The 23,190-nt window shown below is 74.1% G+C and carries 20 protein-coding genes and 1 pseudogene; 9 read left to right on the top strand and 12 right to left on the bottom strand.

What is annotated here, in order from left to right; genetic code table 11:
* The first annotated feature begins 56 nt into the window (after positions 1–56).
* On the top strand, positions 57–2,453 hold the full coding sequence (locus HFV08_RS20990; RefSeq protein ID WP_168541308.1) for a lipase family protein: 2,397 nt from the start codon (positions 57–59) through the stop codon (positions 2,451–2,453).
* Here HFV08_RS20990 and HFV08_RS20985 read toward each other — a convergent pair.
* The 4 genes from HFV08_RS20985 to HFV08_RS20970 all read right to left on the bottom strand — a co-directional run bounded on the left by HFV08_RS20985 (position 2,423) and on the right by HFV08_RS20970 (position 8,080).
* Complete coding sequence (locus HFV08_RS20985; protein WP_168541307.1) at positions 2,423–4,849, bottom strand: right-handed parallel beta-helix repeat-containing protein; 2,427 nt, start codon at positions 4,847–4,849, stop codon at positions 2,423–2,425. The two genes, HFV08_RS20990 and HFV08_RS20985, sit on opposite strands and share 31 nt — an antisense overlap.
* Before the next feature lie 111 nt (positions 4,850–4,960).
* Complete coding sequence (locus HFV08_RS20980; protein WP_168541306.1) at positions 4,961–5,566, bottom strand: Rv1733c family protein; 606 nt, start codon at positions 5,564–5,566, stop codon at positions 4,961–4,963.
* A 368-nt stretch (positions 5,567–5,934) separates the two neighbouring features.
* Positions 5,935–6,390 carry a DUF6643 family protein gene (locus HFV08_RS20975; RefSeq protein ID WP_168541304.1) on the bottom strand — a complete coding sequence of 152 codons (456 nt, stop codon included), beginning with the start codon at positions 6,388–6,390 and terminating at the stop codon, positions 5,935–5,937.
* Between the two features lie 460 nt (positions 6,391–6,850).
* Entirely contained in the window at positions 6,851–8,080 is a 1,230-nt protein-coding gene (locus HFV08_RS20970) for a glycosyltransferase (protein ID WP_312885762.1), read from the bottom strand.
* A gap of 57 nt (positions 8,081–8,137) precedes the next feature.
* Here HFV08_RS20970 and HFV08_RS20965 point away from each other — a divergent pair, with 57 nt between their 5' ends.
* The 6 genes from HFV08_RS20965 (at position 8,138) to HFV08_RS20940 (ending at position 13,744) form a co-directional block, all read left to right on the top strand.
* Entirely contained in the window at positions 8,138–8,923 is a 786-nt protein-coding gene (locus tag HFV08_RS20965; protein WP_168541300.1) for a glutamate racemase, read from the top strand.
* A 218-nt stretch (positions 8,924–9,141) separates the two neighbouring features.
* Positions 9,142–9,690: a hypothetical protein gene (locus HFV08_RS20960; protein WP_168541298.1), complete on the top strand. Its 549-nt coding sequence runs from the start codon at positions 9,142–9,144 to the stop codon at positions 9,688–9,690.
* A 266-nt stretch (positions 9,691–9,956) separates the two neighbouring features.
* Positions 9,957–11,567: an apolipoprotein N-acyltransferase gene (gene lnt / locus HFV08_RS20955; RefSeq protein WP_168541296.1), complete on the top strand. Its 1,611-nt coding sequence runs from the start codon at positions 9,957–9,959 to the stop codon at positions 11,565–11,567.
* Positions 11,568–11,594: 27 nt separating this feature from the next.
* Positions 11,595–12,068, top strand: coding sequence for an NUDIX hydrolase (locus HFV08_RS20950; protein WP_168541294.1), 474 nt, complete (start codon positions 11,595–11,597; stop codon positions 12,066–12,068).
* A gap of 102 nt (positions 12,069–12,170) precedes the next feature.
* Positions 12,171–13,199, top strand: coding sequence for a glutathione S-transferase family protein (locus tag HFV08_RS20945; RefSeq protein WP_168541292.1), 1,029 nt, complete (start codon positions 12,171–12,173; stop codon positions 13,197–13,199).
* A gap of 143 nt (positions 13,200–13,342) precedes the next feature.
* Positions 13,343–13,744, top strand: coding sequence for a VOC family protein (locus HFV08_RS20940; RefSeq protein ID WP_168541290.1), 402 nt, complete (start codon positions 13,343–13,345; stop codon positions 13,742–13,744).
* Between the two features lie 134 nt (positions 13,745–13,878).
* Here HFV08_RS20940 and HFV08_RS20935 read toward each other — a convergent pair whose 3' ends face one another.
* Positions 13,879–15,414: an AMP-binding protein gene (locus tag HFV08_RS20935; protein WP_168541288.1), complete on the bottom strand. Its 1,536-nt coding sequence runs from the start codon at positions 15,412–15,414 to the stop codon at positions 13,879–13,881.
* 101 nt (positions 15,415–15,515) lie between these two features.
* Positions 15,516–15,968 (bottom strand): MarR family winged helix-turn-helix transcriptional regulator, encoded by a 453-nt coding sequence (locus HFV08_RS20930; RefSeq protein ID WP_168541286.1) that lies wholly within the window; start codon positions 15,966–15,968, stop codon positions 15,516–15,518.
* A gap of 193 nt (positions 15,969–16,161) precedes the next feature.
* On the opposite strand from HFV08_RS20930, the gene HFV08_RS20925 reads away from it, so the two are divergent.
* Together HFV08_RS20925 and HFV08_RS20920 are read left to right on the top strand one after the other, a co-directional pair.
* Positions 16,162–18,183 carry an NADPH-dependent 2,4-dienoyl-CoA reductase gene (locus HFV08_RS20925; protein WP_168541285.1) on the top strand — a complete coding sequence of 674 codons (2,022 nt, stop codon included), beginning with the start codon at positions 16,162–16,164 and terminating at the stop codon, positions 18,181–18,183.
* 71 nt (positions 18,184–18,254) lie between these two features.
* Positions 18,255–18,794 (top strand): annotated as a pseudogene (locus HFV08_RS20920) (PadR family transcriptional regulator); the annotation flags it as partial.
* A 127-nt stretch (positions 18,795–18,921) separates the two neighbouring features.
* On the opposite strand, the gene HFV08_RS20915 reads toward HFV08_RS20920, so the two are convergent.
* From HFV08_RS20915 to HFV08_RS20890, 6 genes are all read right to left on the bottom strand, one after another.
* Entirely contained in the window at positions 18,922–19,509 is a 588-nt protein-coding gene (locus HFV08_RS20915; protein WP_168541283.1) for a hypothetical protein, read from the bottom strand.
* Between the two features lie 189 nt (positions 19,510–19,698).
* Positions 19,699–20,115 (bottom strand): PTS-dependent dihydroxyacetone kinase phosphotransferase subunit DhaM, encoded by a 417-nt coding sequence (locus HFV08_RS20910; RefSeq protein ID WP_168541282.1) that lies wholly within the window; start codon positions 20,113–20,115, stop codon positions 19,699–19,701.
* Positions 20,108–20,728 (bottom strand): dihydroxyacetone kinase subunit DhaL, encoded by a 621-nt coding sequence (gene dhaL / locus HFV08_RS20905; protein WP_168541281.1) that lies wholly within the window; start codon positions 20,726–20,728, stop codon positions 20,108–20,110. Before dhaL ends, HFV08_RS20910 begins: the two co-directional genes overlap by 8 nt.
* Before the next feature lie 73 nt (positions 20,729–20,801).
* A complete protein-coding gene (gene dhaK / locus HFV08_RS20900; RefSeq protein ID WP_168541280.1) occupies positions 20,802–21,794 on the bottom strand; it encodes a dihydroxyacetone kinase subunit DhaK in 993 nt (330 codons plus the stop codon).
* Between the two features lie 476 nt (positions 21,795–22,270).
* Positions 22,271–22,543 carry a hypothetical protein gene (locus tag HFV08_RS20895; protein ID WP_168541279.1) on the bottom strand — a complete coding sequence of 91 codons (273 nt, stop codon included), beginning with the start codon at positions 22,541–22,543 and terminating at the stop codon, positions 22,271–22,273.
* Positions 22,544–22,624: 81 nt separating this feature from the next.
* A complete protein-coding gene (locus tag HFV08_RS20890) occupies positions 22,625–23,185 on the bottom strand; it encodes a type 1 glutamine amidotransferase domain-containing protein (RefSeq protein ID WP_168541278.1) in 561 nt (186 codons plus the stop codon).
* Between the last annotated feature and the right edge of the window lie 5 nt (positions 23,186–23,190).

Here is a 23,190-nt window from a genome sequence, read left to right as displayed (position 1 = left end):
GCGATCCTGGTGTCCCGCACAGCCAACCACGCGCGGTAACGGGGGACGACGCCACAGTGGACCGTGCCACAGAAGCCGCCCCGCCCGGCCCGAGTGCCCCGGCCGAAGAACTGGCCCTGGAACTCCTGGTGCACGGAGTCGGCGGCACCACACCGGCCGAGATGCTCGACGATCCGCGGACCGTGCGGATCACCGGCGACGAACGGGCGGCCGTCTACCGCCGCCCCGAGGACGTGCACGCCGAGGACCGCCCGCCGGGCGAGGCCCCGCCCGAGGGCGCCGAGGAGGGTGGGCGCCCCCGGCCGATCCCCGAGGCCTACGTCTGGTCCAACCTCACCTCCGGCAACGGCTCCCGCGCCCTGTGGCTGCTGCTCCTGCCGTTCATGGTGGTCAACCTCGCGCACTGGATGCGCCCGAGCTCCCGGCACCGCAGCCGCGCCGTCCGCGGCTACGGCATGCTCGTCCGCCTCGCCGGGCTGACCCTGACCCTGCTGCTCACCGCGGCGGCCTGCGAGGTCGCCCTCGACCTGACCGCCTGGCAGTGCGCGGGCACCCGGGCCTGCGCCGCCGAGCACTCCTGGCTCGGCTTCGTCTCCCCGGAGCTGTCCGACCGGGGCTGGTGGTCCCAGCCGGGGCGCCGGCTCGCCCTCGCCTCGCTGGCCCCGGCCGCGCTGGTGGCGCTGCTCTGGTTCCTGTCCCGCCGGACCTGGAGCGCCTACGAGTCGGCGCTCCCGCTGCCGCCCGACGCCGAGGCCAAGGAGGAGACCAGCGCCACCGCCCTCGCCGAGCCCGGGTTCTGGTACGGCAGGCGCCTGGTCGCCCGGCTGCGCGCCGCGCACACCGCCGCCGGGCTGCTCACCGTCGCCGCCGCGGTCGGTACCTCGGCGGCCCGCTTCGACCGGCAGGGCGGCGGACCCGTACTCCTCGACGTCCTCGGCCGGATCCTGGAAGGGGCCCTCGCCCTCGGCTTCGCCCTGGTGCTCTGGGTGGTCTGCCGCCGGGGCCGCAGCGAGCGCCGGGCCGACGACCGCCGCGACGGGCGCCTGGTGCGCGCGCTGCCCGCCGCGGCGCTCGCCCTGCTCGCCCTCTCCCTCCTCTACGCCTCCTGGTCCAGGCCTCATTGGGACTCCGAGGGCCGCCTGCCCGGCGACTTCACCTTCGGCTCGCTGGTCCTGGTGCAGGGCGCGCTCGTCGTCGTCCTCGGGGTGGTCGCCTACGTGCTCCAGCGGCGCGCGCCGGAGTCCCGCACCGCGCTCGGCGGTCTGGGCGGCCCCGCGGTCACGATGCTCGCCTGCGCCCTCGGCGGGGTCATGTCCGGCGGCGTCGCCCAGCGGGTCGGCGACTGGCTGGACGGCGCCGGCACCCCGGGCCAGGGCTCCTGGATCCCCGGCCCGCCGGTCATGCTGACCTGGCAGGCCTCCGGCATCCCCGTACTGCTCCTCGCGCTCCTCGTGCTCTTCGTCTTCCTCGCGGTACGCACCACCAGGCGCACCCGCGCGGGCATCCCCCGGGTGCACCGCGACTACCCGGACGGGCCGCACGACACCATCCGCACCCGCCGGATCGCGGGCACCCGCTCCCGGGCCCGGCTCACCGACGAGGCGCCGCTCCTGGTCGGGGTCACCGCGGGCTTCACCCTGCTCCTCGGGGCCGCCGCGCTCGCCGGGGCCTGGGCCACCGGGGAGGTGCCCGCCGAAGCGGCCCGCGGCGAGGCCGACTTCGTCTCCGGCGGCGCGCAGGTGGCGCAGGCTCTCGGCTCCTGGTTCATCGGACTCGGCTTCGTCCTCCTGGTGACCTCGGGGCGGCGCGCCTACCGCGACGCCTCGGCCCGCCGCACCATCGGCATCCTCTGGGACGTCGGCACCTTCTGGCCGCGCGCCGCGCACCCCTTCGCGCCCCCCTGCTACGCCGAGCGCGCGGTGCCCGACCTGAGCTGGCGGATGGCCACCTGGACCCGCACCACCGGCGGGCGCCTGGTGATCTCCGGCCACTCGCAGGGCAGTGTGCTCGCCGCCGCCGCGGCCTGGCAGCTCTCGCCCAGGGCCCGCCGCCGGGTGGCCCTGCTCACCTACGGCTCCCCGCTGGAACGCCTCTACGGCCGCTGGTTCCCGGCCCACTTCGGACCGCGCACCCTGCACGCCCTGCACCGCGACATCGACTGCTGGCGCAACCTCCACCGGGACACCGACCCCATCGGCGGCCCGGTGCGGGTGGACGCCGGCGAGGGCCCCGAGGTCGACCGGCCCCCGCTGCGCGACCCGCTCGCCTACGGCCGTACGCAGCTGCTCCCGCTGCCCGCCCCGATCCTCGGCCACTCCGAGTACCAGGCGGACCCGGCCTTCGCCGAGGAGCGCGCACTGCTGCTCGCCCGGCTGCGCCCCGCCGTCCCCGCACCGCGGCCGGGCACCGGGGAGGAGGGGACTCAGACCAGTACGGGCACGTCCTCCGGGTAGAGCAGGCTGAGGTCGTCGGTGCTCGTCTCGGCGAGCTGGGCGACCCGGCCCGCGTGCCGCTCGACCATCGCCTCGAAGGTCTGGCGGGCGGTGCGCCCGTTGCCGAAGGCGGGGCCCTTGGGGATCGCGGCGAAGTACTTGAGCACCGACTCCGTGGCGCCCTCGGTGAGCCGGTACTCGTGCTCCTCGGCCTGCTGCCCGACGATGCTGAGGAGTTCCTCGGGGCTGTAGTCGCCGAAGGTGATGACCCGGGAGAACCGGGAGGCCACCCCGGGGTTGACGGAGAGGAAGCGCTCCATCTCGGTGGTGTAGCCCGCGACGATCACCACGACCGCGTCCCGCTCGTCCTCCATCAGCTTGACCAGGGTGTCGATGGCCTCCCGGCCGAAGTCGCGGCCCGAGTCCTCGGGGGAGAGGGCGTAGGCCTCGTCGATGAACAGCACACCGCCGCGGGCGCGTTCGAAGGCCTGCTGGGTGCGGATGGCGGTGGAGCCGATGTGCTCGCCGACCAGGTCGACCCGGGAGACCTCGACCAGGTGCCCCTTCTCCAGGACGCCGAGCGAGGCGAGGATCTCGCCGTACAGCCGCGCGACCGTGGTCTTGCCGGTGCCGGGGGAGCCGGTGAAGACGAGATGGCGGCGGACCGAGGCGGCCTTGAGCCCGGCCTCCTTGCGGCGGCGGCCGACCTCGATCATGTCGGTGAGCGCCCGCACCTCGCGCTTGACGCTCTCCAGGCCCACCAGGGCGTCGAGTTCGCCGAGGACGTCCTTGGCGGGGCGGGCCTCCGGCTCCGGGCCGGGCTGACCTGGCTCGGCGGGAGCGGTGGCCTGGGCGGGCAGCGCCCCGAGGAGCCCCGGCGACTGCACCGCGGTCAGCGGCGCGGTGTCCGCGGCCGGTGTCCGTATCTCGGCGCTCTCGTCGCTGGTGCACTCGGTGACCAGCGGACCCGAACCGGCGGTCGCGCCGGTGGCCTCCGCGAACTCGTAACCGCCGCGCGCGCAGCGCTCCGTACGGCATTTGTGCAGGGTGGCCCGGCAGCCGTCTATGACATGGAAGCCGTAGCCGGCGCTGCCCGAGACGCGGCAGGAGCGGAAGGTGCCCCGGCCGTCCGCCGAGACGTAGAAACCGGCCTCGGCGGGGGAGGAGACCGTGCAGCGCTCCACCGTGGGGTCGGCGCCCTTGGTGACGATGACCCCGGTCTGGGTGCCGTCGACGGTGCAGCCGGAGAGGGTGCCGCCGCTGCCGTGGTCGCGGAACCAGGCGCCGGTGGCCGCGTCCCGGATCCGGCAGTCGTCGAGCTGGGCGGTGGCGCCGTCGCTCACCGAGACGGCGGTGTTGCGGACCTGGGCGAGGTCGCTGTCGACCACGTCCGCGCGGGAGCCGCGGTCCAGGACGAAGAGGGCGTCGGGCACGTCGTGCACCCGGCAGGAGTCGAGGACGGCGGCGGCGCCGTCGCTGATCCAGACCGCCGGATAGTCGCCGGTGCTCTCGTGGATCTCGCACTCGTGGGCGTCCACCCGGGTGCCCGGGTCCCAGACGGAGAGGCCGTTGCGGCCGAAGCGGGAGACGGTGGAGCGGGTCAGGGTGAGCACCGAACGGGAGCGCAGGTCCACGGCGTTCTCGGGGATGTCGTGGATGCGGCTGTCGGCGAGGGTGAGCACCGCGTCGGTGTCGAGGGTGACGCCGTCGGCGGTGGTGCGGTGCACATCGCAGTCGGTGAGCTGGGCGCCGGCCCGCTGGGTGACCTGCACGCCCGAGCCGCGCACCTCGTAGATCTCGCAGCCCACCGCCTCGACGCCGGACTGCTCGCCCGTGACCGCGAGCCCGGCCCCCGCGGTGTGGTGGACCCGGCACCGCTCAAGCCGCGGACGGGCGCCGCCGCGCACCGCGATGCCGGACTGCCCCGCGGCGACGACCTCGCACTCCTCGAAGAGGCCCGCCGCGCCGTCCAGTACGGCGATGCCGACGCCCGCCGGATTGTCCACGGTGCAGCGGCGGACCGTCGGGCGGGCGCCGCCGCGCACCTCGATCCCGGCGGCGGAGCGGGTGACCACCCGGACGTCGGTGATCTCCGGGGTGCTCTCCTCGACCAGCAGGGCGGGCGCCGCGGCGTCCTGGCCCTCGACCTGGAGGCCCTGCACGGTCGCCGGGGCGCGCACGGTCAGCGGGACCCCCTCGACGGGCGCGATCCGCACCGAGCCGGCGCCGCCCTCGGGACCGCGCAGGGTGACCGCGCGCTGGACGACCAGATTCTCGCGATAGGTGCCGGCGGCGACGGTGAGGACGTCTCCGTCGGCGGCGGCCTCCAGGGCGGCCGACAGCGAGGCGTACTCGCCCGTGCGGCGCCGCCACCGCGAAGTGCCGGTGTGCGTCACCTGGACCGTGCCCTGTGCCATGGGTAGTTCTGTCCCCACCTCGTCGTACGCGGGATCGTGCCTGCCGCCGCTGGGTTGGCCGGTCAACCGTAGCGCGTGGTGCGGGCGTTGCTGACCTCGGCGGCCTTCCGCTCAGCTGCCGGTGCCCGTCCTGCCCCAGTCCGGCCCGGCTTTGTCCCAGGCGCGGTCCCACTCCGCGTGCCGGCGCCGCACCAGACGCCACATGACCAGCTGCCGGGTGCCCTCGGCCGCCCCCGCGGTGGCCAGGGCGCCGCCGAATCCGGCGAGTACGGAGTGGGTGGCCGCCGCGGCCCGGTTCATCGGGCGGGTGACCGGCCTGCCCTGCTTGTCGGTCCATATCCGGAAGCGGTCGCCCGTCCTCGGGGTGCGCAGATATGTCTTGACCGCGCCGGTGTGCGAAGTCCCGTCCGGCGCCGTCCACTTGGCGACCGCGCGGCTCAACCCCTCGCGTACCGGGGCGGTTTCGGGGTCGGTGTCGAAGGAGACCGGGCGGACCGGGCGGAGCACGACGGCGGTCACCGCCTTGCGCTGCGCGCGCTGTTCGCGGGCCGCGTCCAGCAGCGCCTGATGGCACAGGGTGCCGCTGACCACGCCGACGAGCGGTGCGCCCAGCAGGACGCAGAGCAGTGTCGCGAGGGCGGCCCAGCCCTCGATGCGATCGGTCCGGCGCCAGAGCGGATTGCCCCGCCAGCGCCACAGTCCGCGGATCGTCCGCAACGACCCACCCCCTCCAGTCCGTTCAGCCGCGACCTGAGCACCTGACGCCCGGGGGACGGCAGGCGGCGGCAGCCCCCTGCTGCCGGTCGCGACGGATCACCGCTCCCCACGAGTGTGCCCTGCGGAAGGGTTCCCCGGGCGGGTATCGGCCAATGACCGCCCCTGGAGCGGGGGTTGGGAGAGTAACGCGAGGGGCGCACGGACCGGCGCGCGCCGCGCGTGCGACGGCACGAGGAAACCCCGCGCGGGGACGGCCGGTTCCTCCCGTCCGGGTCGGGACTCGGGCCCACCCGGCAAATCCGTCCGGCCCCGCGCGGGGCATCGTGCTCGGTCCTGCGGTCCGGGCCGCACGGGCCCGGACCCGGGCGTCAGTACGCCCGGTACTGCTGCTGTCTCTGGTACGGGTCCTCGTACGGCCCGGGAGCCTGCCGCGGCGCCGCGGGACGCGGGGCGGCGGGCCTCGGCGCCGCAGGGCGCATGGCCTCGTAGCCCGTGCCGGTCGACATCGGCCGCTGCGGGGCCTGCTGCGCCTGGTAACCGCGGGGCGGCACCTGCTGCGGGATGTACGGCGCCGGAGCCTGCTGCAGCCCGGCGTGCTGCGCCGGCGGATAGCCGTACTGCGGCTGCTGCGGCGCCGAGGGCAGCGCGGGAAGCGCCGACGGGAGAGCGGGCAGATGACTGCTGCTCTCGTACGCGGCGGGGACCCGGATCGGAGCGATCTGGGGTGTGCCCCGCTCGGCGACCAGGGAGTCGTAGATCGGAGTGTCCGGGAAGGACGGCGCGGAGTAGTAACCGCCGCCATATGTGGAGCGGGGGGAGGTCATGCCAATAAGTTAAGCCCACGATGTGCTGGTTGGGGAGACCGATAAGAAGGTTGTTTCGAGCGCTTGCTGAGGCCGACGATCCGCAATGCGAGCGAACTCGGCAAAATCGGTCGTTGCGGCGTGTAGGAAACGCGTAAAAGTGAAGCTTCCCGAGCGTTGCCGGTAGATGGCGATCAGAGGTGAGAGCCCAGCAAGATCGCGGGTTTCGGCGTTCGCGGGTGCACTCCGGAACCCCTCCGCGCGCGGTGTCGCCCAGTCATCCGAGGACATGACAAATCTGCGGGGAGAGCGAAAAGCCTCCGGCCCCGAAACCGGCCGTGCGGACGGAATTGGCCCGGCTTCCCGCTCACGGAAGCGGAAGGCCCCGGCGAGGGCTCTCCCCGTGATCCGGAAGCCGGGGTCCGGCCGTCCGAGGCGTGCGGCGTCGAAAGCGGGCGAAGGGGGCGAATCCCCTTGCCGCTCAAGGCTGTTCGGGAGCCGCCCGGGGGATCCGCTCGTCCGAGGTGTGCGCGCCCTCGTCGGCTGCGGGCCCGGCGGCGGGCTTCGGGTAGGTCCGGCCCTTCCAGGAGGCGCCGCGTCCCCGGTAGTGCCGCACCGCCGAGTCCACCGTCATCAGCAGGTACAGCGCCGCCACCAGGGGCAGCAGCGGCGCCAGCCAGAGCGTCTGCCGGTAGTGGCGCAGCATCGGGACGTAACTCCCCGCCATCAGCAGCCAGGTCGCGCCGCCGGTGAGCGCCAGGGCGCCCTCGCCGCGGACCAGCCCGGTCAACAGCCCGGCGGGCGGGGCGAGATAGACCAGGGCGAGACCGAGCACGGTGCCGAGCAGGATCAGCGGCTGGTGCCGCAGCTGGGCGTAGGCACTGCGTGCCACCATCCGCCAGAGGTCGGCGAGGCGCGGATACGGGCGGACGCTGTCCACCCGCTCGGCGAGGCCCAGCCAGATGTGCCCGCCGCCGCGTTTCACCTCCCTGGCCAGCGAGACATCGTCGATGACCGCGCCCCGGATGGACTCCGGGATCCGCGCCCGCTCCGCCGCCGCGGTGCGCAGCAGTACGCAGCCCCCGGCCGCCGCCGCGGTGCGCCCGCCCCGCCGGTTGACCCACCGGAAGGGGTAGAGCTGCCCGAAGAAGTAGACGAAGGCGGGCACGATCAGCCGCTCCCAGGCGCTGTCCACCCGCAGCCGCGCCATCAGCGAGACCAGGTCGTAGCCGCCGCCCTCGGCCGCCGCCACCAGCGCGCGCAGGCTGTCGGGCTCGTGCGCGATGTCCGCGTCGGTCAGGAGCAGGTACGCGGGGTCCGTCTCACGCGCCCGTTCGATCCCGTGCCGTACCGCCCACAGCTTCCCGGTCCAGCCCGGCGCGGGCTCCGGCGCGCTGAGCACCGTCAGCGGGAGCCCGCCCGGCGCGCGCCCCAGCTCCGCGGCCGACTCCCCGGTGCCGTCGGTGCTGTTGTCGTCGACGAGGAAGATCCGCGCCCGGCCCGGATACTCCTGGGCCAGCAGCGAGGGAAGGCTCCGGGGCAGCACGGCCGCCTCGTCACGGGCCGGTACCACCACCGCCACCGCGGGCCAGCGCGCGGGTTCGGCGCCCGGGGGCAGCCGGACATCCGTACGCCAGAAGTAGCCCTGGCACAGCAGCAGCCACAGCCAGGCGAGGAGCGAGACGGCACAGATCCACAGGAGGGCGCTCACCGTGGCAGTGTGCCGCACGGCCCCGGGGCGCGGCGGCCGATCCCTTAGGGTGAGCGGGTGAAGATCGCGCTCGTGGACTCCGGTATCGGACTGCTCGCCGCCGCGGCCGCGGTACGCCGCCTGCGCCCGGACGCCGACCTCCTGCTCTCCTGCGACCCGCCGGGCATGCCGTGGGGCCCCCGCGCGCCCGAGGACATCGCGGCGCGCGCGCTGGCCGCCGCGGAGGCCGCCGCCGGGTACGGACCCGGGGCCCTGATCGTCGCCTGCAACACCGCCACGGTGCACGGTCTGCCCGTGCTGCGCTCCCGCTTCGAGCCGGGGCTGCCGGTCGTCGGCACGGTCCCGGCGATCAAGCCCGCCGCGGCGGGCGGCGGCCCGGTCGCCATCTGGGCCACCCCGGGCACCACCGGGAGCCCCTACCAGCGCGGCCTGATCACCGAGTTCGGGGGCTCCGCCGAGGTCACCGAGGTGCCCTGCCCCGGCCTCGCGGACGCCGTCGAGCACGCCGACGAGCGCGCGATCGACGGGGCGATCGCCGCCGCCGCGGCCCTCACCCCGCCCGAGGTGACCACCGTCGTCCTCGGCTGCACCCACTACGAGCTGGTCGCCGAGCGGATCCGCGCGGCCCTCCAGCAGCCCGGACTCCCGCCGCTGGTGCTGCACGGCTCGGCGGGCGCCGTCGCCGCCCAGGCCCTGCGGCGCCTCGGCGAGCACCCCGCCCCGGGGGCGCCCGCCACCGGGGGCCTCACCGTGCTCCTGAGCGGGCGCGAGGGCGGACTCCCCGAGCCCGCCAAGGCCTACGCGGACGGCAGGCTGCTCACCGCGGCCGGCGCCACGCGCTGAGCGTCCCGTCCGGCGCGGGCGGTTTCCTCATGCCCATGCCGTAGACGGCACCGCTGCCGTGGATGCCGCCTCGGGGGTGCGCGACCCCTCGCACCCCCGCCGACCAGTGCGGTCTCCGGCGCTCCGCGCGTAGAACGATCTATGTCTTGTGTCCCGATTTCGCCGCGGTGTTTCCTGCGCCACTGCCAGCCGCGCGGATCGTGCGTACGCTCGGGTCCATGAGCGAGAACCGCCACGCGGGCGCGACCGCCGACCCGCACGAGACCTGGCACGGCCGGGCCACCAACCGTGTCCAATGGCTGCTCGCCCTGATCGGCGGCGGCTGCATCGCCCTCGGCGTCGAGCTGGCCGTCGACTCGGCCTGGAACTCGGGCAACGCACCCCTGGTGATGTCGGTCGTCGGCTGCATCGCCGCCGGGCTGCTCGTCCTCTTCGGCACGCTCGCCTTCGTGCACGTCGCCGTGAAGGTGGACCGCGACCACCTGGAGATCCGCTGCGGACACATCGGGCTGCCGCGCCGCCGGATCCCCCTCGACCAGGTCGTGGCGGCCGACTTCGTCCCGACCGTCACCCCCCGTCACTGGGGCGGCTGGGGCTACCGCTGGCGCCCCGAGAAGGGCACCGCCGTGATCGTGCGGCGCGGTGAGGGCGTCATGCTCATGCTCGGCGACGGACACATCTTCACCATCACCGTCGACGACGCCGAGGCCGCCGTCCGCGTCATCCGCGACCGGCTGCGCCCCCAGCCCGCCGGTTCCGCCGCCTAGGGTCTGTCGTCAGACTCCCCTCGTCGCCCGGAGGGCGGCGTTGCGGCGTCTGGTGCGTGCTCTCGGTGTGCCGGGTGCAAGGCCTCGTACTGGATGTACTCGGCCTTGCGCCCGGTGCGGCGAGAGTGCGTGCCAGGCGTCGCGACGCAGAGGGGAGTTTGACGACAGACCCTAGGGTCTCCCGATCAGACTGGGGCTCGAACGAAGACCCCAGGCCGGACAGGGGCCCGCTCCGCGACCGCCCCGCACCGCCGTAGACTCCCCGAGTGACCGCCACCGCCACCACCGCAGACGACGCGGAACGCCTCGATCCGCCCCCGGCCGCCGCCTCGCGCCGGGTGCGTCTGCTGCGCCGCCTGGTCCGGCCGCTGACCGCGGCCCTCGCCGGTGTCCTGCTCTACCTGAGTTTCCCGCCGCGTACGGTCTGGTGGCTGGCGCTGCCCGCCTTCGCCGCCCTGGCGTGGTGCCTCCGCGGCCGCCGGGCCCGGGCCGGGTTCGGGCTCGGCTACCTCTTCGGGCTCGGCTTCCTGCTGCCCCTGCTGGTGTGGACCGGCGTCGAGGTCGGCCCCGTCCCCTGGCTCGCCCTCGCCGCGATCGAGGCCCTCTTCGTCGGCGCGGCCGGTGCCGGCATCGCGGTGGTCTCCCGGCTGCCCGGGGCGCCCCTGTGGTCCGCGGGCGTATGGATCCTGACCGAGGCCGCGCGCGCCCGGGCCCCCTTCGGCGGCTTCCCCTGGGGCAAGGTCGCCTTCGGCCAGGCGGACGGGCTCTTCCTGCCGCTGGCCGCGCTCGGCGGTACGCCCGTACTCGGCTTCGCGGTGGTCCTCACCGGCTTCGGCCTCTACGAGGCGGTCCGGCTCCTGGCGGCGGCGCGGGCCGGCCGACCCCCGCGGCGGACGCTCGCCGCGCTCGCCCTCGGCGCCCTGGTCCTGCCGCTGCTCGCCGCCCTCGGCTCCCGCGCCCTGGTCAGCGACGCGGCGGAGGACGGCACCACCACGGTGGCGCTCGTCCAGGGCAATGTGCCGCGCGCGGGGCTGGACTTCAACGCCCAGCGCCGGGCCGTGCTCGACTACCACGCCCGCGAGACGCGGCGGCTCGCCGACCGGATCTCCCCGGGCGAGGTGGATCTCGTCCTGTGGCCGGAGAACTCCTCCGACATCGACCCCTTCACCAACGGCGACGCCCGCGCGGTCATCGAGGACGCGGTACGGGCCGTCGGCGCGCCCGTCTCCATCGGCGCGGTGGTGGAGGACGGGGACCGGCTCTACAACCAGCAGGTGCTGTGGGACCCGCGCAAGGGCCCGGTCGACCGGTACAACAAGCGGCAGGTCCAGCCCTTCGGCGAGTACATCCCGCTGCGGTCCCTGATCAGCGTCTTCAGCTCCGATGTGGACATGGTCCGCCAGGACTTCAGCCGGGGGAGCCGGCCCGGTGTGTTCCGGATGGCGAACGCCCGGGTCGGCCTCGCCACCTGCTACGAGGCGGCCTTCGACTGGGCGGTGCGCGACGCCGTCGAGGACGGGGCCCAGATGATCTCCGTACCGAGCAACAACGCCACCTTCGGGCACAGCGAGATGACCTACCAGCAGCTGGCGATGTCCCGGATCCGGGCCGTCGAGCACAGCAGGACCGTGGCGGTGCCGGTCACCAGCGGGGTCAGCGCGGTGATCATGCCGGACGGGCGGATCGTCGAGAAGACGAAGATGTTCACCGCCCAGTCGCTCGTCGAGGAGGTGCCGCTGCGCTCCTCCCGGACCCCGGCCACCCGGCTCGGCACCCTCCCCGAGGGACTGCTCGTCCTGGTCGGCGCGGGCGGGCTCGGCTGGGCGCTGGCACCCGCGGCGCGGCGCCGGTTCGCGCGCCGCGGACGTCCGGCCTGAGGCACAGCCCCCGGTTAGGGTCGTGGCATGGCTACACCTGAGTTCATCAGCACCCTCCGCGCGAGCGCCGGACACCAGCTCCTGTGGCTGCCGGGGGTGACCGCCATCGTCTTCGACGACGCGGGCCGGGTGCTCCTCGGCCGCCGGTCCGACAACGGCCGGTGGTCGGTCATCGGCGGCATCCCCGACCCCGGCGAGCAGCCCGCGGCCTGCGCGGTGCGCGAGGTCTACGAGGAGACCGCGGTGCGCTGCGTGCCGGAGCGGGTCGTCCTCGTCGAGTCCGGGCAGCCCGTGCAGTACGAGAACGGCGACATCTGCCAGTTCATGGACATCACCTTCCGCTGCCGCGCGGTCGGCGGTGAGGCGCGGGTCAACGACGACGAGTCGCTGGAGGTCGGCTGGTTCGAGGTCGACGCCCTGCCCCGGGTCCACGAGACCGGCCTGCGCCGCATCAAGCAGGCGCTCGCCGAGGAGCCGACCTGGTTCCCGCCGGTGGCCTGAAGCGGCCCGGAACACCGCGGGCCGTGTGGATCACCCTGGACCGCGGGAAGAGTAGGGCGGGCGGGGCACCACCCGCGTATCTGCGAACTGAGGAGATCCGTGATGAGCGGCACGGCCGGGATCGACGGCGGCAACGCCACGTACGGCAAGAAGCCCTTCAAGCGCTCGCGCAGCCACTTCACGGACCGGGTGACCGCCGACGGGCGCGACGGCTGGCCCGTCGAGCCCGGGCGCTACCGGCTCGTGGTGAGCAAGGCCTGTCCCTGGGCGAGCCGGGCCCTGGTCTCGCGCCGCCTGCTCGGCCTGGAGGGCGCGCTCTCGCTCGCGGTGGCCGATCCGATCCAGGACCACCGCAGCTGGCGCTTCACCCTCGACCCCGACGACCGCGACCCGGTGCTCGGCATCCGCTACCTCCACGAGGCCTACGACGCCCGGGAGACCGACTACCCGGGCGGGGTGAGCGTGCCCGCCGTGGTCGAGGTGCCGAGCGGCAAGCTGGTCACCAACGACTTCCAGCAGATCACCCTGGACCTCGCCACCGAGTGGACCGCCCTGCACCGCGAGGGCGCCCCCGACCTGTACCCGCCCGCCCTGCGCGAGGAGATCGACGAGGTCGCCGAGGACGTCTACCGGGACGTCAACAACGGCGTCTACCGGTGCGGCTTCGCCCATGAGCAGAAGACCTACGAGGACGCCTGCCGGACCCTGTTCGCCCGCCTCGACGCGCTCTCCGAGCGGCTCGCGAACCGCCGCTACCTGGTGGGGGACCAGATCACCGAGGCCGACATCCGGCTCTTCACCACCCTGGTCCGCTTCGACGCCGTGTATCACGGCCACTTCAAGTGCAATGTGCGCAAGATCGCCGAGGATCCGGTGCTCTGGGCCTATGTACGCGACCTCTACCAGACCCCCGGCTTCGGGGACACCGTCGACTTCGACCACATCAAGCGGCACTACTACCAGGTGCACACCGGCATCAACCCGACCGGCATCGTGCCGCTCGGCCCCGACCTCTCCGGCTGGCTGACCCCGCACCACCGCGAACAGTTCGGCGGCCGCCCCTTCGGCGAGGGGACACCGCCCGGGCCGCCGCCCGCGGCGGAGCGCGTCCCGGCGGCCGGGCGGCCCTGAACCCGCCGCCCCCGGCGTCCGCCGCACCGGAGGCTCGACGGCCCCCGGTGCGGCGCCTACGATCACGTCACGGCATCGCGTGCCGGTCACCGACCGGGTGAGGCATGGAGGTGCCGTGAGTGTGCCCTCGGAGGCATTCCACCGTGTCAGCAGAGCTGAACCACCTCATCGTCCACGCCCGTGACAACCGGGAGTCGGCGGACTTCCTCGCCCACATCCTCGGTCTGGAGACCGGCCCCGAGTGGGGCCCCTTCATCCCCCTCACCACCGCCAACGGCGTCACCCTCGACTTCGCCACCGTTCCCGCGGAGTCGATCGTCCTGCAGCACTACGCCTTCCTGATCTCCGAGGAGGAGTTCGACGCCGCCCTCGCCCGGATCGAGGGCGGCGGCACCACCTACTTCGCCGATCCGCACCGCGAGCAGCCGGGCGAGATCAACCGCAACGACGGCGGCCGGGGCCTGTACTTCATGGACCCGGCGGGCCACGGCATGGAGATCCTCACCCGCCCCTACGGCAGCCACCCGGAGCCGGACGGCGACTGACCGCGGTGGCCGCAGGGCCCGCCCCGTGCTTCACCGGGGCGGGCCCTGCGGCGCGAACTCGGCCGCATGGAAAGCGAGTTGATGGCCTGTCAGCTGACGAAGTGTCACCTGACAGGCCATCACCTGACAGATCGTCAATTCACTCCGCGCTCGCGCCCCTGCCAGTACGGCTCGCGCAGCTTGAACTTCTGGAGCTTGCCGGTGGCCGTGCGGGCGAGGGTGTCGCGGAATTCCACCGAGGTGGGCGCCTTGTACCCGGCGAGGCGGTCCTTGCAGTGCCGGATCAGCTCGGCCTCGTCCACCTCGGTGTCCGGGGCGCGGACCACCAGGGCCTTGATGGTCTCGCCCCACCTCTCGTCGGGCACGCCGATCACCGCGACCTCCTCCACCGCGGGGTGGCTGAAGAGGGCGTCCTCCACCTCGACGGAGGAGACGTTCTCGCCGCCGGTGATGATCACGTCCTTCTGGCGGTCGCTGATGGTGAGATAGCCCTCCTCGTCGAGGGTCCCGCCGTCGCCGGTGTGGAACCAGCCGTCCCGCAGCGCCTCGGCGCTCGCCTCGGGCTGGCGCCAGTAGCCCTCCAGGACGACATTGGAGCGGGCCAGCACCTCGCCCTGCTCCGAGGTGCGCAGCGAGACCCCGAGCGCGGGCGCCCCCGCCCGGACCAGCTTGCCCGCGCGCTCCTCCGGCGGCAGTGCGTCCCACTCGGCGCGGCCGCGGTTGACGGTGAGCAGCGGGGAGGTCTCGGTCAGCCCGTAGATCTGCAGGAACTCCCAGCCGAGCTCGGCCTCCACGCGGGCCACCGTACGGGTCGGGGGCGGGGCGCCCGCCACGATGATCCGCACCCGGTCCCGGCCCGGGATCTCGCCCTCCCAGGACTGCGCGGCGGCGAGCACCGCGTTGACCACGGCCGGGGCCGCGCACATCACGGTCACCCCGTGGGCGGCGACCCGGCGCAGGATCTCGGCGCCGTCGACCTTGCGCAGCACGATCTGCGGGACGCCGAGCGCGGCCATCGCGAAGGGCATGCCCCAGCCGTTGGCGTGGAACATCGGCAGGGTGTGCAGATAGACGTCCCGGTCGCTCACCCCGGCGTGCAAGGCGAAGGTGGTCGCGTTGACCCAGATGTTGCGGTGGGTGATCTGCACGCCCTTGGGCCGGGCCGTGGTGCCGCTGGTGTAGTTGAGGGTGGCGGTGGCGTTCTCGTCCGGCTCCGGCGGCTTCGGATCGGTGGCGAAGTCGTACAGCCGGGCGTCGGTCTCCTCGCCGAGGGTGAAGGTGTGCCGGCACTCCACCCCGGCGAGCCGCTCGGTCAACTCCGGGTCGATCAGGAGTACTTCGGCCCCGGAGTCCTCGACGATGTAGCGCACCTCCTCCGCGGTCAGCCGGAAGTTCACCGGGACGAGGACCCGCCCGTACCCGCTCACCCCGTAGAAGGAGGTGAGCAGCCGGGCGCTGTTGGGGGAGACCACGGCGACCCGGGCGCCGTGCGGGACGCCGAGCGCGTCCAGGCCGGCCGCCTGGGCGCGGGCGAGTTCGCCGATCCTGCGGTAGCTGAGCCCTTCCCAGGGGCGGGCCGGCTGCTGCGGCTCGTCCACGGCGCCCACCCGGTCGCCGTAGACGGTGGTGGCACGGTCGAGGAAGTCGCGCACTGCGAACGGGACGATCATCTGGGCTCCCGGAACTGGACACCGAACTGGACACCGGCTGGTGGCCGAGTCTGCCGCAAGTGATCGTCCGGCGCTGCCCCTTGGACGCGGCCGGGTGCTCCTCAGCCGCCGACCGCGTCGTTGTAGCGGACCAGATACCCGGCGAAGCGCTCCAGGTCCTCCTCCGGCCAGTCGGCGAGGCGCTCGCGGATCAGCGCCCCGCGCAGCCGCATCGCCTCGCCGAGGACCGCGGTGCCCTTCGCGGTCAGCTGGAGGACCTGGACGCGGTGGTCCTCGGGCGGCACCCGGCGCTCCACGAAGCCCGCCTTCTCCAGGGCGGCGACCTGGCGGCTGACGGTCGACTTGTCGAGGGCGTAGTGCGCGGCGAGGTCGGTGGCGGTGCAGCCGCCGCGGTCCTCCAGATGGCTGAGCAGGGTGAAGGAGACCAGGGAGAGTTCCGGGTGGGTGCGGGCCGCGGTGGACCTGGCCCGTCGCGAGAGGGCGGTGATCTCGCGGTACAGCACCCGCAGTGCCGTCTCCGCGGCCGCGGTGCGCGGCTCGGTGCCCTGGTGCATCCGTACTCCCTCGTCCTGTCCGGGGCGCGTGGTCGCACCGTACAACCCCCTCGGTCCTGATCCGTCCGCCGGATGTGCCGGCGGCTGCCCCGTCCGGGGGAGTGGCGCGCGGCACAGTCTTGTGCAACTTGTTGCACAAGCGCCTCCGGCTGCCCTAGAACAGACTCGACGAGAACTCCCACGGAGGACCCCCATGAGCCGTTACCCGCACCTGCTCGAACCCCTCGACCTGGGCTTCACCACCCTGCCCAACCGCGTGCTCATGGGCTCGATGCACGTCGGACTCGAGGAGGCCGAGGACGGCTTCGCGCGGATGGCCGCCTTCTACGCGGCCCGCGCCCGCGGCGGTGTCGGCCTCATCGTCACCGGCGGCATCGCCCCGAACGAGGTCGGCCGCCCCTGGGCGGGCGGCGCCAAGCTGACCACCGCCGAGGAGGCCGCCGAGCACCGGGTGATCACCGAGGCGGTGCACCGCGAGGGCGGCCGGATCGCCATGCAGATCCTGCACTTCGGCCGGTACGCCTACCACGAGGACCTCGTCGCCCCGAGCGCCCTGCAGGCGCCCATCAGCCCCTTCCCGCCGCACGCCCTGAGCGAGGAGGAGATCGAGCAGACCATCGAGGACTTCGCGCGCGCGGCCGAGCTGGCCAAGGAGGCGGGCTACGACGGCGTCGAGATCATGGGCTCCGAGGGCTACCTCATCAACGAGTTCATCGCCGCCGCCACCAACCACCGCGAGGACGGCTGGGGCGGCTCCTACGAGAACCGGATGCGCTTCCCGGTGGAGATCGTCCGGCGGGTCCGCGAGCGGGTGGGTCCCGACTTCATCCTGATCTACCGGCTCTCCATGCTGGACCTGGTCCCGGGCGGCTCCACCCTGGAGGAGGTGCTCACCCTGGCCCGCGCCGTCGAGGCGGCCGGGGCCAGCATCATCAACACCGGTATCGGCTGGCACGAGGCGCGCATCCCCACCATCGCCACCTCGGTGCCGCGCGGGGCCTACGCCTGGGTGACCAAGAAGGTCATGGGCGAGGTGGGCGTGCCGCTGGTCGCGGTGAACCGGATCAACACCCCCGAGATCGCCGAGGACCTGCTCGCCGACGGCGTCTGCGACATGGTCTCGCTGGCCCGGCCGCTCCTGGCCGACCCCGACTTCGTGGCCAAGGCGCGGGCCGAGAAGCCCGAGGCGATCAACACCTGCATCGGCTGCAACCAGGCCTGCCTCGACCACACCTTCAGCCTCAAGATCACCTCCTGCCTGGTCAACCCGCGGGCCTGCCACGAGACCGAACTCGTCCTCGCGCCCACCCGGCGGCGCAAACGCGTCGGTGTCGTCGGCGCCGGTCCCGCCGGGCTCGCCTGCGCCGTCTCCGCCGCCGAACGCGGCCACGAGGTCACCCTCTACGACGCCGCGCAGGAGATCGGCGGGCAGCTCAACGTCGCCCGCAAGGTCCCCGGCAAGCAGGAGTTCGACGAGACGCTGCGCTACTTCCGCCACCAGCTCGCCGAGTACGGCGTGGACGTGCGCCTGGGCACCGCGGTCAGCGCGGAGAAGCTGGCCGGGGAGGAGTACGACGAGATCGTGGTCGCCACCGGGGTCAGCCCGCGGACCCCGGAGATCGCCGGGACCGACCACCCCAGCGTGGTCGGCTACCTCGACGTGCTGCGCGAGGAGGTGCCGGTCGGCGAGCGGGTCGCGATCCTCGGCGCCGGGGGCATCGGCTTCGACGTGGCCGAGTTCCTCACCGACGAGGGCGACCACGCGAGCGCTGACCCGGAGGTCTTCTTCCGCCACTGGGGCGTCGACACCGGCTACGCCACCGGCGGCGGCCTCACCGCCCCCGCGCGCCCCGCCCAGCAGCGCACCGTGCACCTGCTCCAGCGCAAGACCTCCAAGGTCGGCGCCGGGCTCGGCAAGACCACCGGCTGGATCCACCGCCTCGAACTGCGCCACCGCGGTGTCAACATGGTCGCCGGTGTCACCTACGAGCGGATCGACGACGAGGGACTGCACCTCACCGTGGACGGGCAGCGCGAGGTGCTCGCCGTGGACACCGTCGTCCTGTGCACCGGCCAGGAGCCCCGGCGCGACCTGTACGAGGAGCTCCTCGCCACGGGCCGCAGCGTGCACCTCATCGGGGGCGCCGACGTCGCCGCCGAACTCGACGCCAAGCGCGCCATCAAGCAGGGCACCGAACTCGCCGCCGCCCTGTGAACCGCCGCCCGGCCGCGGTGCGCCGCGGCCGGGCCGTCCGGCGCCGCGGCACCCCTCCTTAGGATCTGTCCATGTCCCTGCCGCACGCGATCCTCATCGCCCTGCTGGAGAAGTCGTCCTCCGGTCTCGAACTCACCCGCAGATTCGACAAGTCGATCGGCTACTTCTGGTCCGCCACCCACCAGCAGATCTACCGGGAACTGGGCCGCCTGGAGCGCGAGGGGCAGATCCGGGCCATCCCCGCCCCGCAGCCCGCCCGCGGCAAACGCAAGGAGTACGAGGTCCTGCCCGCGGGCCGCGCCGAGCTGATCCGCTGGAAGGCGGTGCAGGACGAGCCCAAACGCCCGCGCGACCCGCTGCTGCTGCGCCTGCGTGCCTCCGGAGTGGTCGGCACCGAGGGTCTCGAACCCGAGCTCCGCCGCCATCTCGACCTGCACCGCGCCCAGTTGGCGGCATACCAGGAGATGGAGAAGCGGGACTTCGCACCACCCGAGGACACCGAACGCGGACGCGTCCACCACCTCGTCCTGCGCGGCGGCATCATGATGGAGAGCTTCTGGGTGGAGTGGCTCGGCGAGGTCCTGGCCGGCCTCCCGGGGCAGCCGCCCGCCGGGGACGAGGCGGCACCGGGGGTGGACTACGCGGACTACGCCGACTACGCGGACGAGGCGGCGCCCGGGGAGGGCGAGGCGGACCGGACGGACACGGGCTGACCCGGCCGCCCGGCCGTCCCCGGGATCAGGACGGGCGGCGCCGGGACAGCCGCCGCAGCTGCCAGAGGGTTCCGGCCGCCGCGGCGGTGACCAGGGCGCTGCCGCCCGCGAGGACCAGGGTGCCGTAGTCGTCGCGGGAGCCGCCGAGCCCGCCCTGCACGCCCCGCGAGGGCGAGGCGCTGACGGCGGGCCGCGGGCTGGGCGGCGGTGCCGAGGTCGCCGAGATGGTGGGGGTGGTCGTCGGGGCCGCGTTCGGCGCCGAGACCGACAGCGCGGAGCCCGGCACCCGGACCGTACGGGCACCGGGGGAGGAGCCGTCCCGGCAGAGCACGCTCACCGTGTAGACGCCCGCGTCGAGTGCCGACCAGGAGGCCGTGCGGCGCTCACCGCCCGCCTTGAGGGTGGCGGTGCGCCCCTGTACGGGGTTGGCCCGGCCGGTGGCGACCAGTTTCGCGAGACCGCCCTGGGCGCAGGCACCGGTGCGCAGATGCACGGAGTCCCCCTGCGCGGTGACGGTGAACTCCGGGGCGGCCCGCGCCGCACCGGCGGCGGTCAGCGGCAGGGCGGCGGCCACGAGGGTGAGTCCGGTGCGGACGAGGGGCGCGGTACGCATGCTTCCTCCGGCGGCACGGACGACGGTACGCCGAATGTGCCGCCGAGGAGGGGGAGCGGCCGTGCTGCTCTGCTCCGAGCCAAGGCCCCCTGCGCGCCCGGCGCATGCGGGCGCGGTCCGGGCAGGTGACCGGCTCCGCCATACGGTGGGTTCACACCCGTCGGGCCCGCTCCCCGCCCGCCCGGCTGCTCAGACCTTGCGGTACGCGTAGGCGTCGGCCGCCGCCGCGGCCACCGCGTCGAGGTCCGCTCCGGCCGCGGCGCTGACGTAGGCCGCCACCGCGCCCTCGACGAAGGGGGCGTCCACCAGCCGGGTACCCGGGGGCAGTTCGTCCTCCTCGGCGAGAAGGGTCTTCACCGTGAGGACCGCGCTGCCGAGGTCGGCGAGGACCGCGACGCCCGCACCGCGGTCCACCGCCCGCGCGGCGGCCACGATGAGCGCGGCACTGGTGCCGAGGGCGCCGTCCTCGGTGCCGCCCGCCGCCTCGATCAGTACCTCGCCGCCGCCCGGCGCGAGACCCGTGGCCAGCTCGGCGGTCGCCCGCGCCAGCGCGGCGCTGTGCGAGACGAGGACGACGCCGACCGGTCCGGTACCCGTCTCACTCATCGGAGCCGCCCTCCCCGCCCGCGGCGGTCTCGGCCAGCGCGGCGAACAGCAGCGCCGAGGAGGTCGCCCCGGGGTCCTGGTGGCCGATGCTGCGCTCACCGACGTAGCTGGCCCGCCCCTTGCGGGCCTGGAGCGGGGTGGTGTCCACGGCGCCCTGCTCGGCGGCCTCGCGCGCGGCCTCGAAGGAGGTGGCCAGCGCCTCCGCGGCCGGAGCCAGGGCGTCGATCATGGTCTTGTCGCCGGGTGCGGCGCCGCCCAGGGCGGCCACCGCCTGCACCCCGGCGCCGAGCGCCGCCGCCAGCTCCTCCCGGGAGACCTCGGGCGCCTCGCCGAGCGCCTTGCCCGCCCGCCGCAGCAGCGTGCCGTACAGCGGACCGGAGGCGCCCCCGACGGTGGAGATCAACTGCCGCCCGCACAGGGTCAGTACGGCGGAGGGGGTGGGCGTCTCCTCCTGCTCCAGGGCGGTCGCCACGGCACTGAACCCGCGGTGCAGATTGGTGCCGTGGTCCGCGTCGCCGATGGGCGAGTCGAGCGAGGTCAGCCGGTCCGCCTCCCGGCTGATCAGGGCGGCCGCCCCGGTCATCCAGCGGCGGAAGAATGCGGCGTCGAGCACGGAGTCTCCAGAAGGTCGGTACGGGCGGTGCGGCGGTGCCGGGCGAGGCGCGTGCGGCGGCGTGGTGCGGGGCTCACACCCCCCAGCGCAGCGCGGGCGTCCGCACGGGCGCGTCCCACAGCCGCAGCATCTCCTCGTCCGCCTCGCACAGCGTCACCGAGGCACCCGCCATGTCCAGCGAGGTCACATAGTTGCCCACCAGGACGCGAGCCGTCACCACCCCGCGTTCGGCGAGCACGCGCTGCACCTCGGCGTGGAATCCGTACAGTTCGAGCAGCGGGGTGGCGCCCATGCCGTTGACCAGGAGCAGAACGGGACCGCGCGGGCGGAGGTCGCCGAGCACGCTGTCCACGGCGTAGTCCGCGATCTCGCGCGAGGTCATCATCGGCCGCCGCTCCCGGCCCGGTTCGCCGTGGATGCCGACGCCGAGTTCGAGTTCACCGGGCGGCAGATCGAAGGTCGGGCTCCCCTTGGCGGGGGTGGAGCAGGCACTCAGCGCCACCCCGAAGCTGCCGGAGCGCTCGACCACCCGGTGCCCGATCTCCCGCACCTGCTCCAGCGGCCGGCCCTCGTCCGCGGCGGCCCCGGCGATCTTGTGCACGAAGAGGGTGGCGCCCGTGCCCCGCCGTCCCGCCGTGAAGGTGCTGTCCCGTACCGCCACGTCGTCGTCGACGAGGACCTTGGCGACCTGGATGCCCTCCTCCTCGGCGAGTTCGGCGGCCATGTCGAAGTTGAGTACGTCGCCGGTGTAGTTCTTGACCACGAAGAGCACCCCGGCGCCGCTGTCCACCGCCGCCGCGGCCCGCAGCATCTGGTCCGGCACCGGGGAGGTGAAGACCTCGCCGGGACAGGCCGCCGCGAGCATCCCGGGCCCGACGAATCCGCCGTGCAGGGGTTCGTGCCCCGAGCCGCCGCCCGAGACCAGCGCGACCTTCCCGGCCACCGGGGCGTCCCGGCGCACGATCACCCGGTTCTCGACGTCCACCGTCAGCTCGGGGTGCGCCGCCGCCATGCCGCGCAGCGCGTCGGCGACCACCGTCTCGGCGACATTGATCAGCATCTTCATAAGTGCCTCCATGGGAGCCTAGCAGGCCAGTCACCAACCTGCTTCTTTGCTGGTCAGAGGGGTTTTGATCGGTCTGTTCCCCAGGCTTTTTCACGGTGCTCCACAGCGGTCCGCAGCGGGGCCCGGCGGTGCTGACGCGGACTCGTCGCCGACTGCTGTGACGGGCAGTCAGGTCGAGGGAATGGTCGGACGAGCCCTCGGCCGTGATGCCGTTGTCGGCAGTATCGGCCGTGGCGAAGCGAAGGTCACGCGCAAGTACGTCATTGGGCGCGAGCCGGGCCGCTCGCGGCGCGCGGGAAGGCCGACGGCGGGCGCGGCCACGGCCGCCGCAGGTCCGGCCGACCGGGCTCCGCCGTGGCGGGTGCTGTCGGGCGGGCGCCGCCCGGCGGACCGGCGGGCGGCGCCCGTATCTCTGCGCGAGGCGCGCGACGGAGTCCCGCCACCCGCCTTTCCCGGCTGCGCCTCCGGTTTCCCGGCTACGCCTGCGGACCTTCGTCGCTCAGCTGCTCGTGCTCGTTGGTCCCATGGGCGAGCTCCTGCAGGATCTCGTGCTGGGTGCGTCCGGTGTCGCCGGCGGCCTTCCGAAGGAGCAGGGCGCAGAGGGCCGCGGTGCCGTCGAGCATCTGCGCGGCCGCCTCGGGGTTCTCGTGCCGCTGCTCGCTGATGTACCGGGTGAGCATGTCGTCGCCGGAGGCGTAGGCGGTCATGAACTCGATACCGGCCCGGACCCGGTCGTAATCGTTTTCCATGGCGCAACCGTGGCACAGGCCTCGGCGGGCGCTCCCCTCGGGGCGGCTCCCGGACCCGCCGCCCCGAGGCCGGTCCCGGGTTCAGGCGGTCAGGGCGTCGTCCACGGCGCCGAGGAAGGCCTTGAGGTCCTCGGGTGTGCGCGAGGTGATCAGCGTCCAGCCGTTCGCGCCGCAGACCTTCACCTCCTGGTCGACCCAGGTGCCGCCCGCGTTGCGGATGTCGGTGGCGACCGACGGGTACGACGTCAGGGTCTTTCCCTCCAGGACGCCTGCCTCCACCGCCAGCCACGGCCCGTGGCAGATCGCCGCGACCCCGCGGCCGGACGCGGAGAACGCCCGCAGCAGCGCCACGGCGCCGTCCTCCAGCCGCAGGCTGTCGGCGTTGATCGTGCCACCGGGCACCAGCAGCAGGTCGTAGCCGTCGGCGGACACCTCGCCGAGGCGGTGCGTGGCGTGCAGCGGAGAGCCGGGATCGCGGTCGCCGACGAGGGTGTCGATACGGTCCCCCTCCGGGGCGGCGATGTCGACCGAGGCGCCCGCGGCGCGCAAGTGGTCGACGGGCTGGGCGAGTTCGTCCTGTTCGACACCGTAGTTGGTGCAGACGGCGAGCACGCGGCGGCCGTTCAGGTCGGGGGCGGGCATGAGAT

Origin of the sequence: Streptomyces physcomitrii, from assembly GCF_012273655.1 — a bacterium.
Classification (GTDB): Bacteria; Actinomycetota; Actinomycetes; order Streptomycetales; family Streptomycetaceae; genus Streptomyces; species Streptomyces physcomitrii.
This window is presented reverse-complemented; position numbering and strand designations above follow the sequence as displayed.

What these genes read in the sequence shown, in the direction of transcription:
- HFV08_RS20935 (WP_168541288.1), bottom strand. Translation starts at nt 15,414, where the DNA reads ATGATCGTCCCGTTCGCAGTGCGCGACTTCCTCGACCGTGCCACCACC.
- HFV08_RS20895 (WP_168541279.1), bottom strand. Translation starts at nt 22,543, where the DNA reads ATGGAAAACGATTACGACCGGGTCCGGGCCGGTATCGAGTTCATGACC.
- dhaK (WP_168541280.1), bottom strand. Translation starts at nt 21,794, where the DNA reads ATGAAGATGCTGATCAATGTCGCCGAGACGGTGGTCGCCGACGCGCTG.
- HFV08_RS20910 (WP_168541282.1), bottom strand. Translation starts at nt 20,115, where the DNA reads ATGAGTGAGACGGGTACCGGACCGGTCGGCGTCGTCCTCGTCTCGCAC.
- HFV08_RS20950 (WP_168541294.1), top strand. Translation starts at nt 11,595, where the DNA reads ATGGCTACACCTGAGTTCATCAGCACCCTCCGCGCGAGCGCCGGACAC.
- HFV08_RS20890 (WP_168541278.1), bottom strand. Translation starts at nt 23,185, where the DNA reads ATGCCCGCCCCCGACCTGAACGGCCGCCGCGTGCTCGCCGTCTGCACC.
- HFV08_RS20975 (WP_168541304.1), bottom strand. Translation starts at nt 6,390, where the DNA reads ATGACCTCCCCCCGCTCCACATATGGCGGCGGTTACTACTCCGCGCCG.
- HFV08_RS20915 (WP_168541283.1), bottom strand. Translation starts at nt 19,509, where the DNA reads ATGCGTACCGCGCCCCTCGTCCGCACCGGACTCACCCTCGTGGCCGCC.
- HFV08_RS20930 (WP_168541286.1), bottom strand. Translation starts at nt 15,968, where the DNA reads ATGCACCAGGGCACCGAGCCGCGCACCGCGGCCGCGGAGACGGCACTG.
- HFV08_RS20925 (WP_168541285.1), top strand. Translation starts at nt 16,162, where the DNA reads ATGAGCCGTTACCCGCACCTGCTCGAACCCCTCGACCTGGGCTTCACC.
- HFV08_RS20945 (WP_168541292.1), top strand. Translation starts at nt 12,171, where the DNA reads ATGAGCGGCACGGCCGGGATCGACGGCGGCAACGCCACGTACGGCAAG.
- HFV08_RS20985 (WP_168541307.1), bottom strand. Translation starts at nt 4,849, where the DNA reads ATGGCACAGGGCACGGTCCAGGTGACGCACACCGGCACTTCGCGGTGG.
- HFV08_RS20960 (WP_168541298.1), top strand. Translation starts at nt 9,142, where the DNA reads ATGAGCGAGAACCGCCACGCGGGCGCGACCGCCGACCCGCACGAGACC.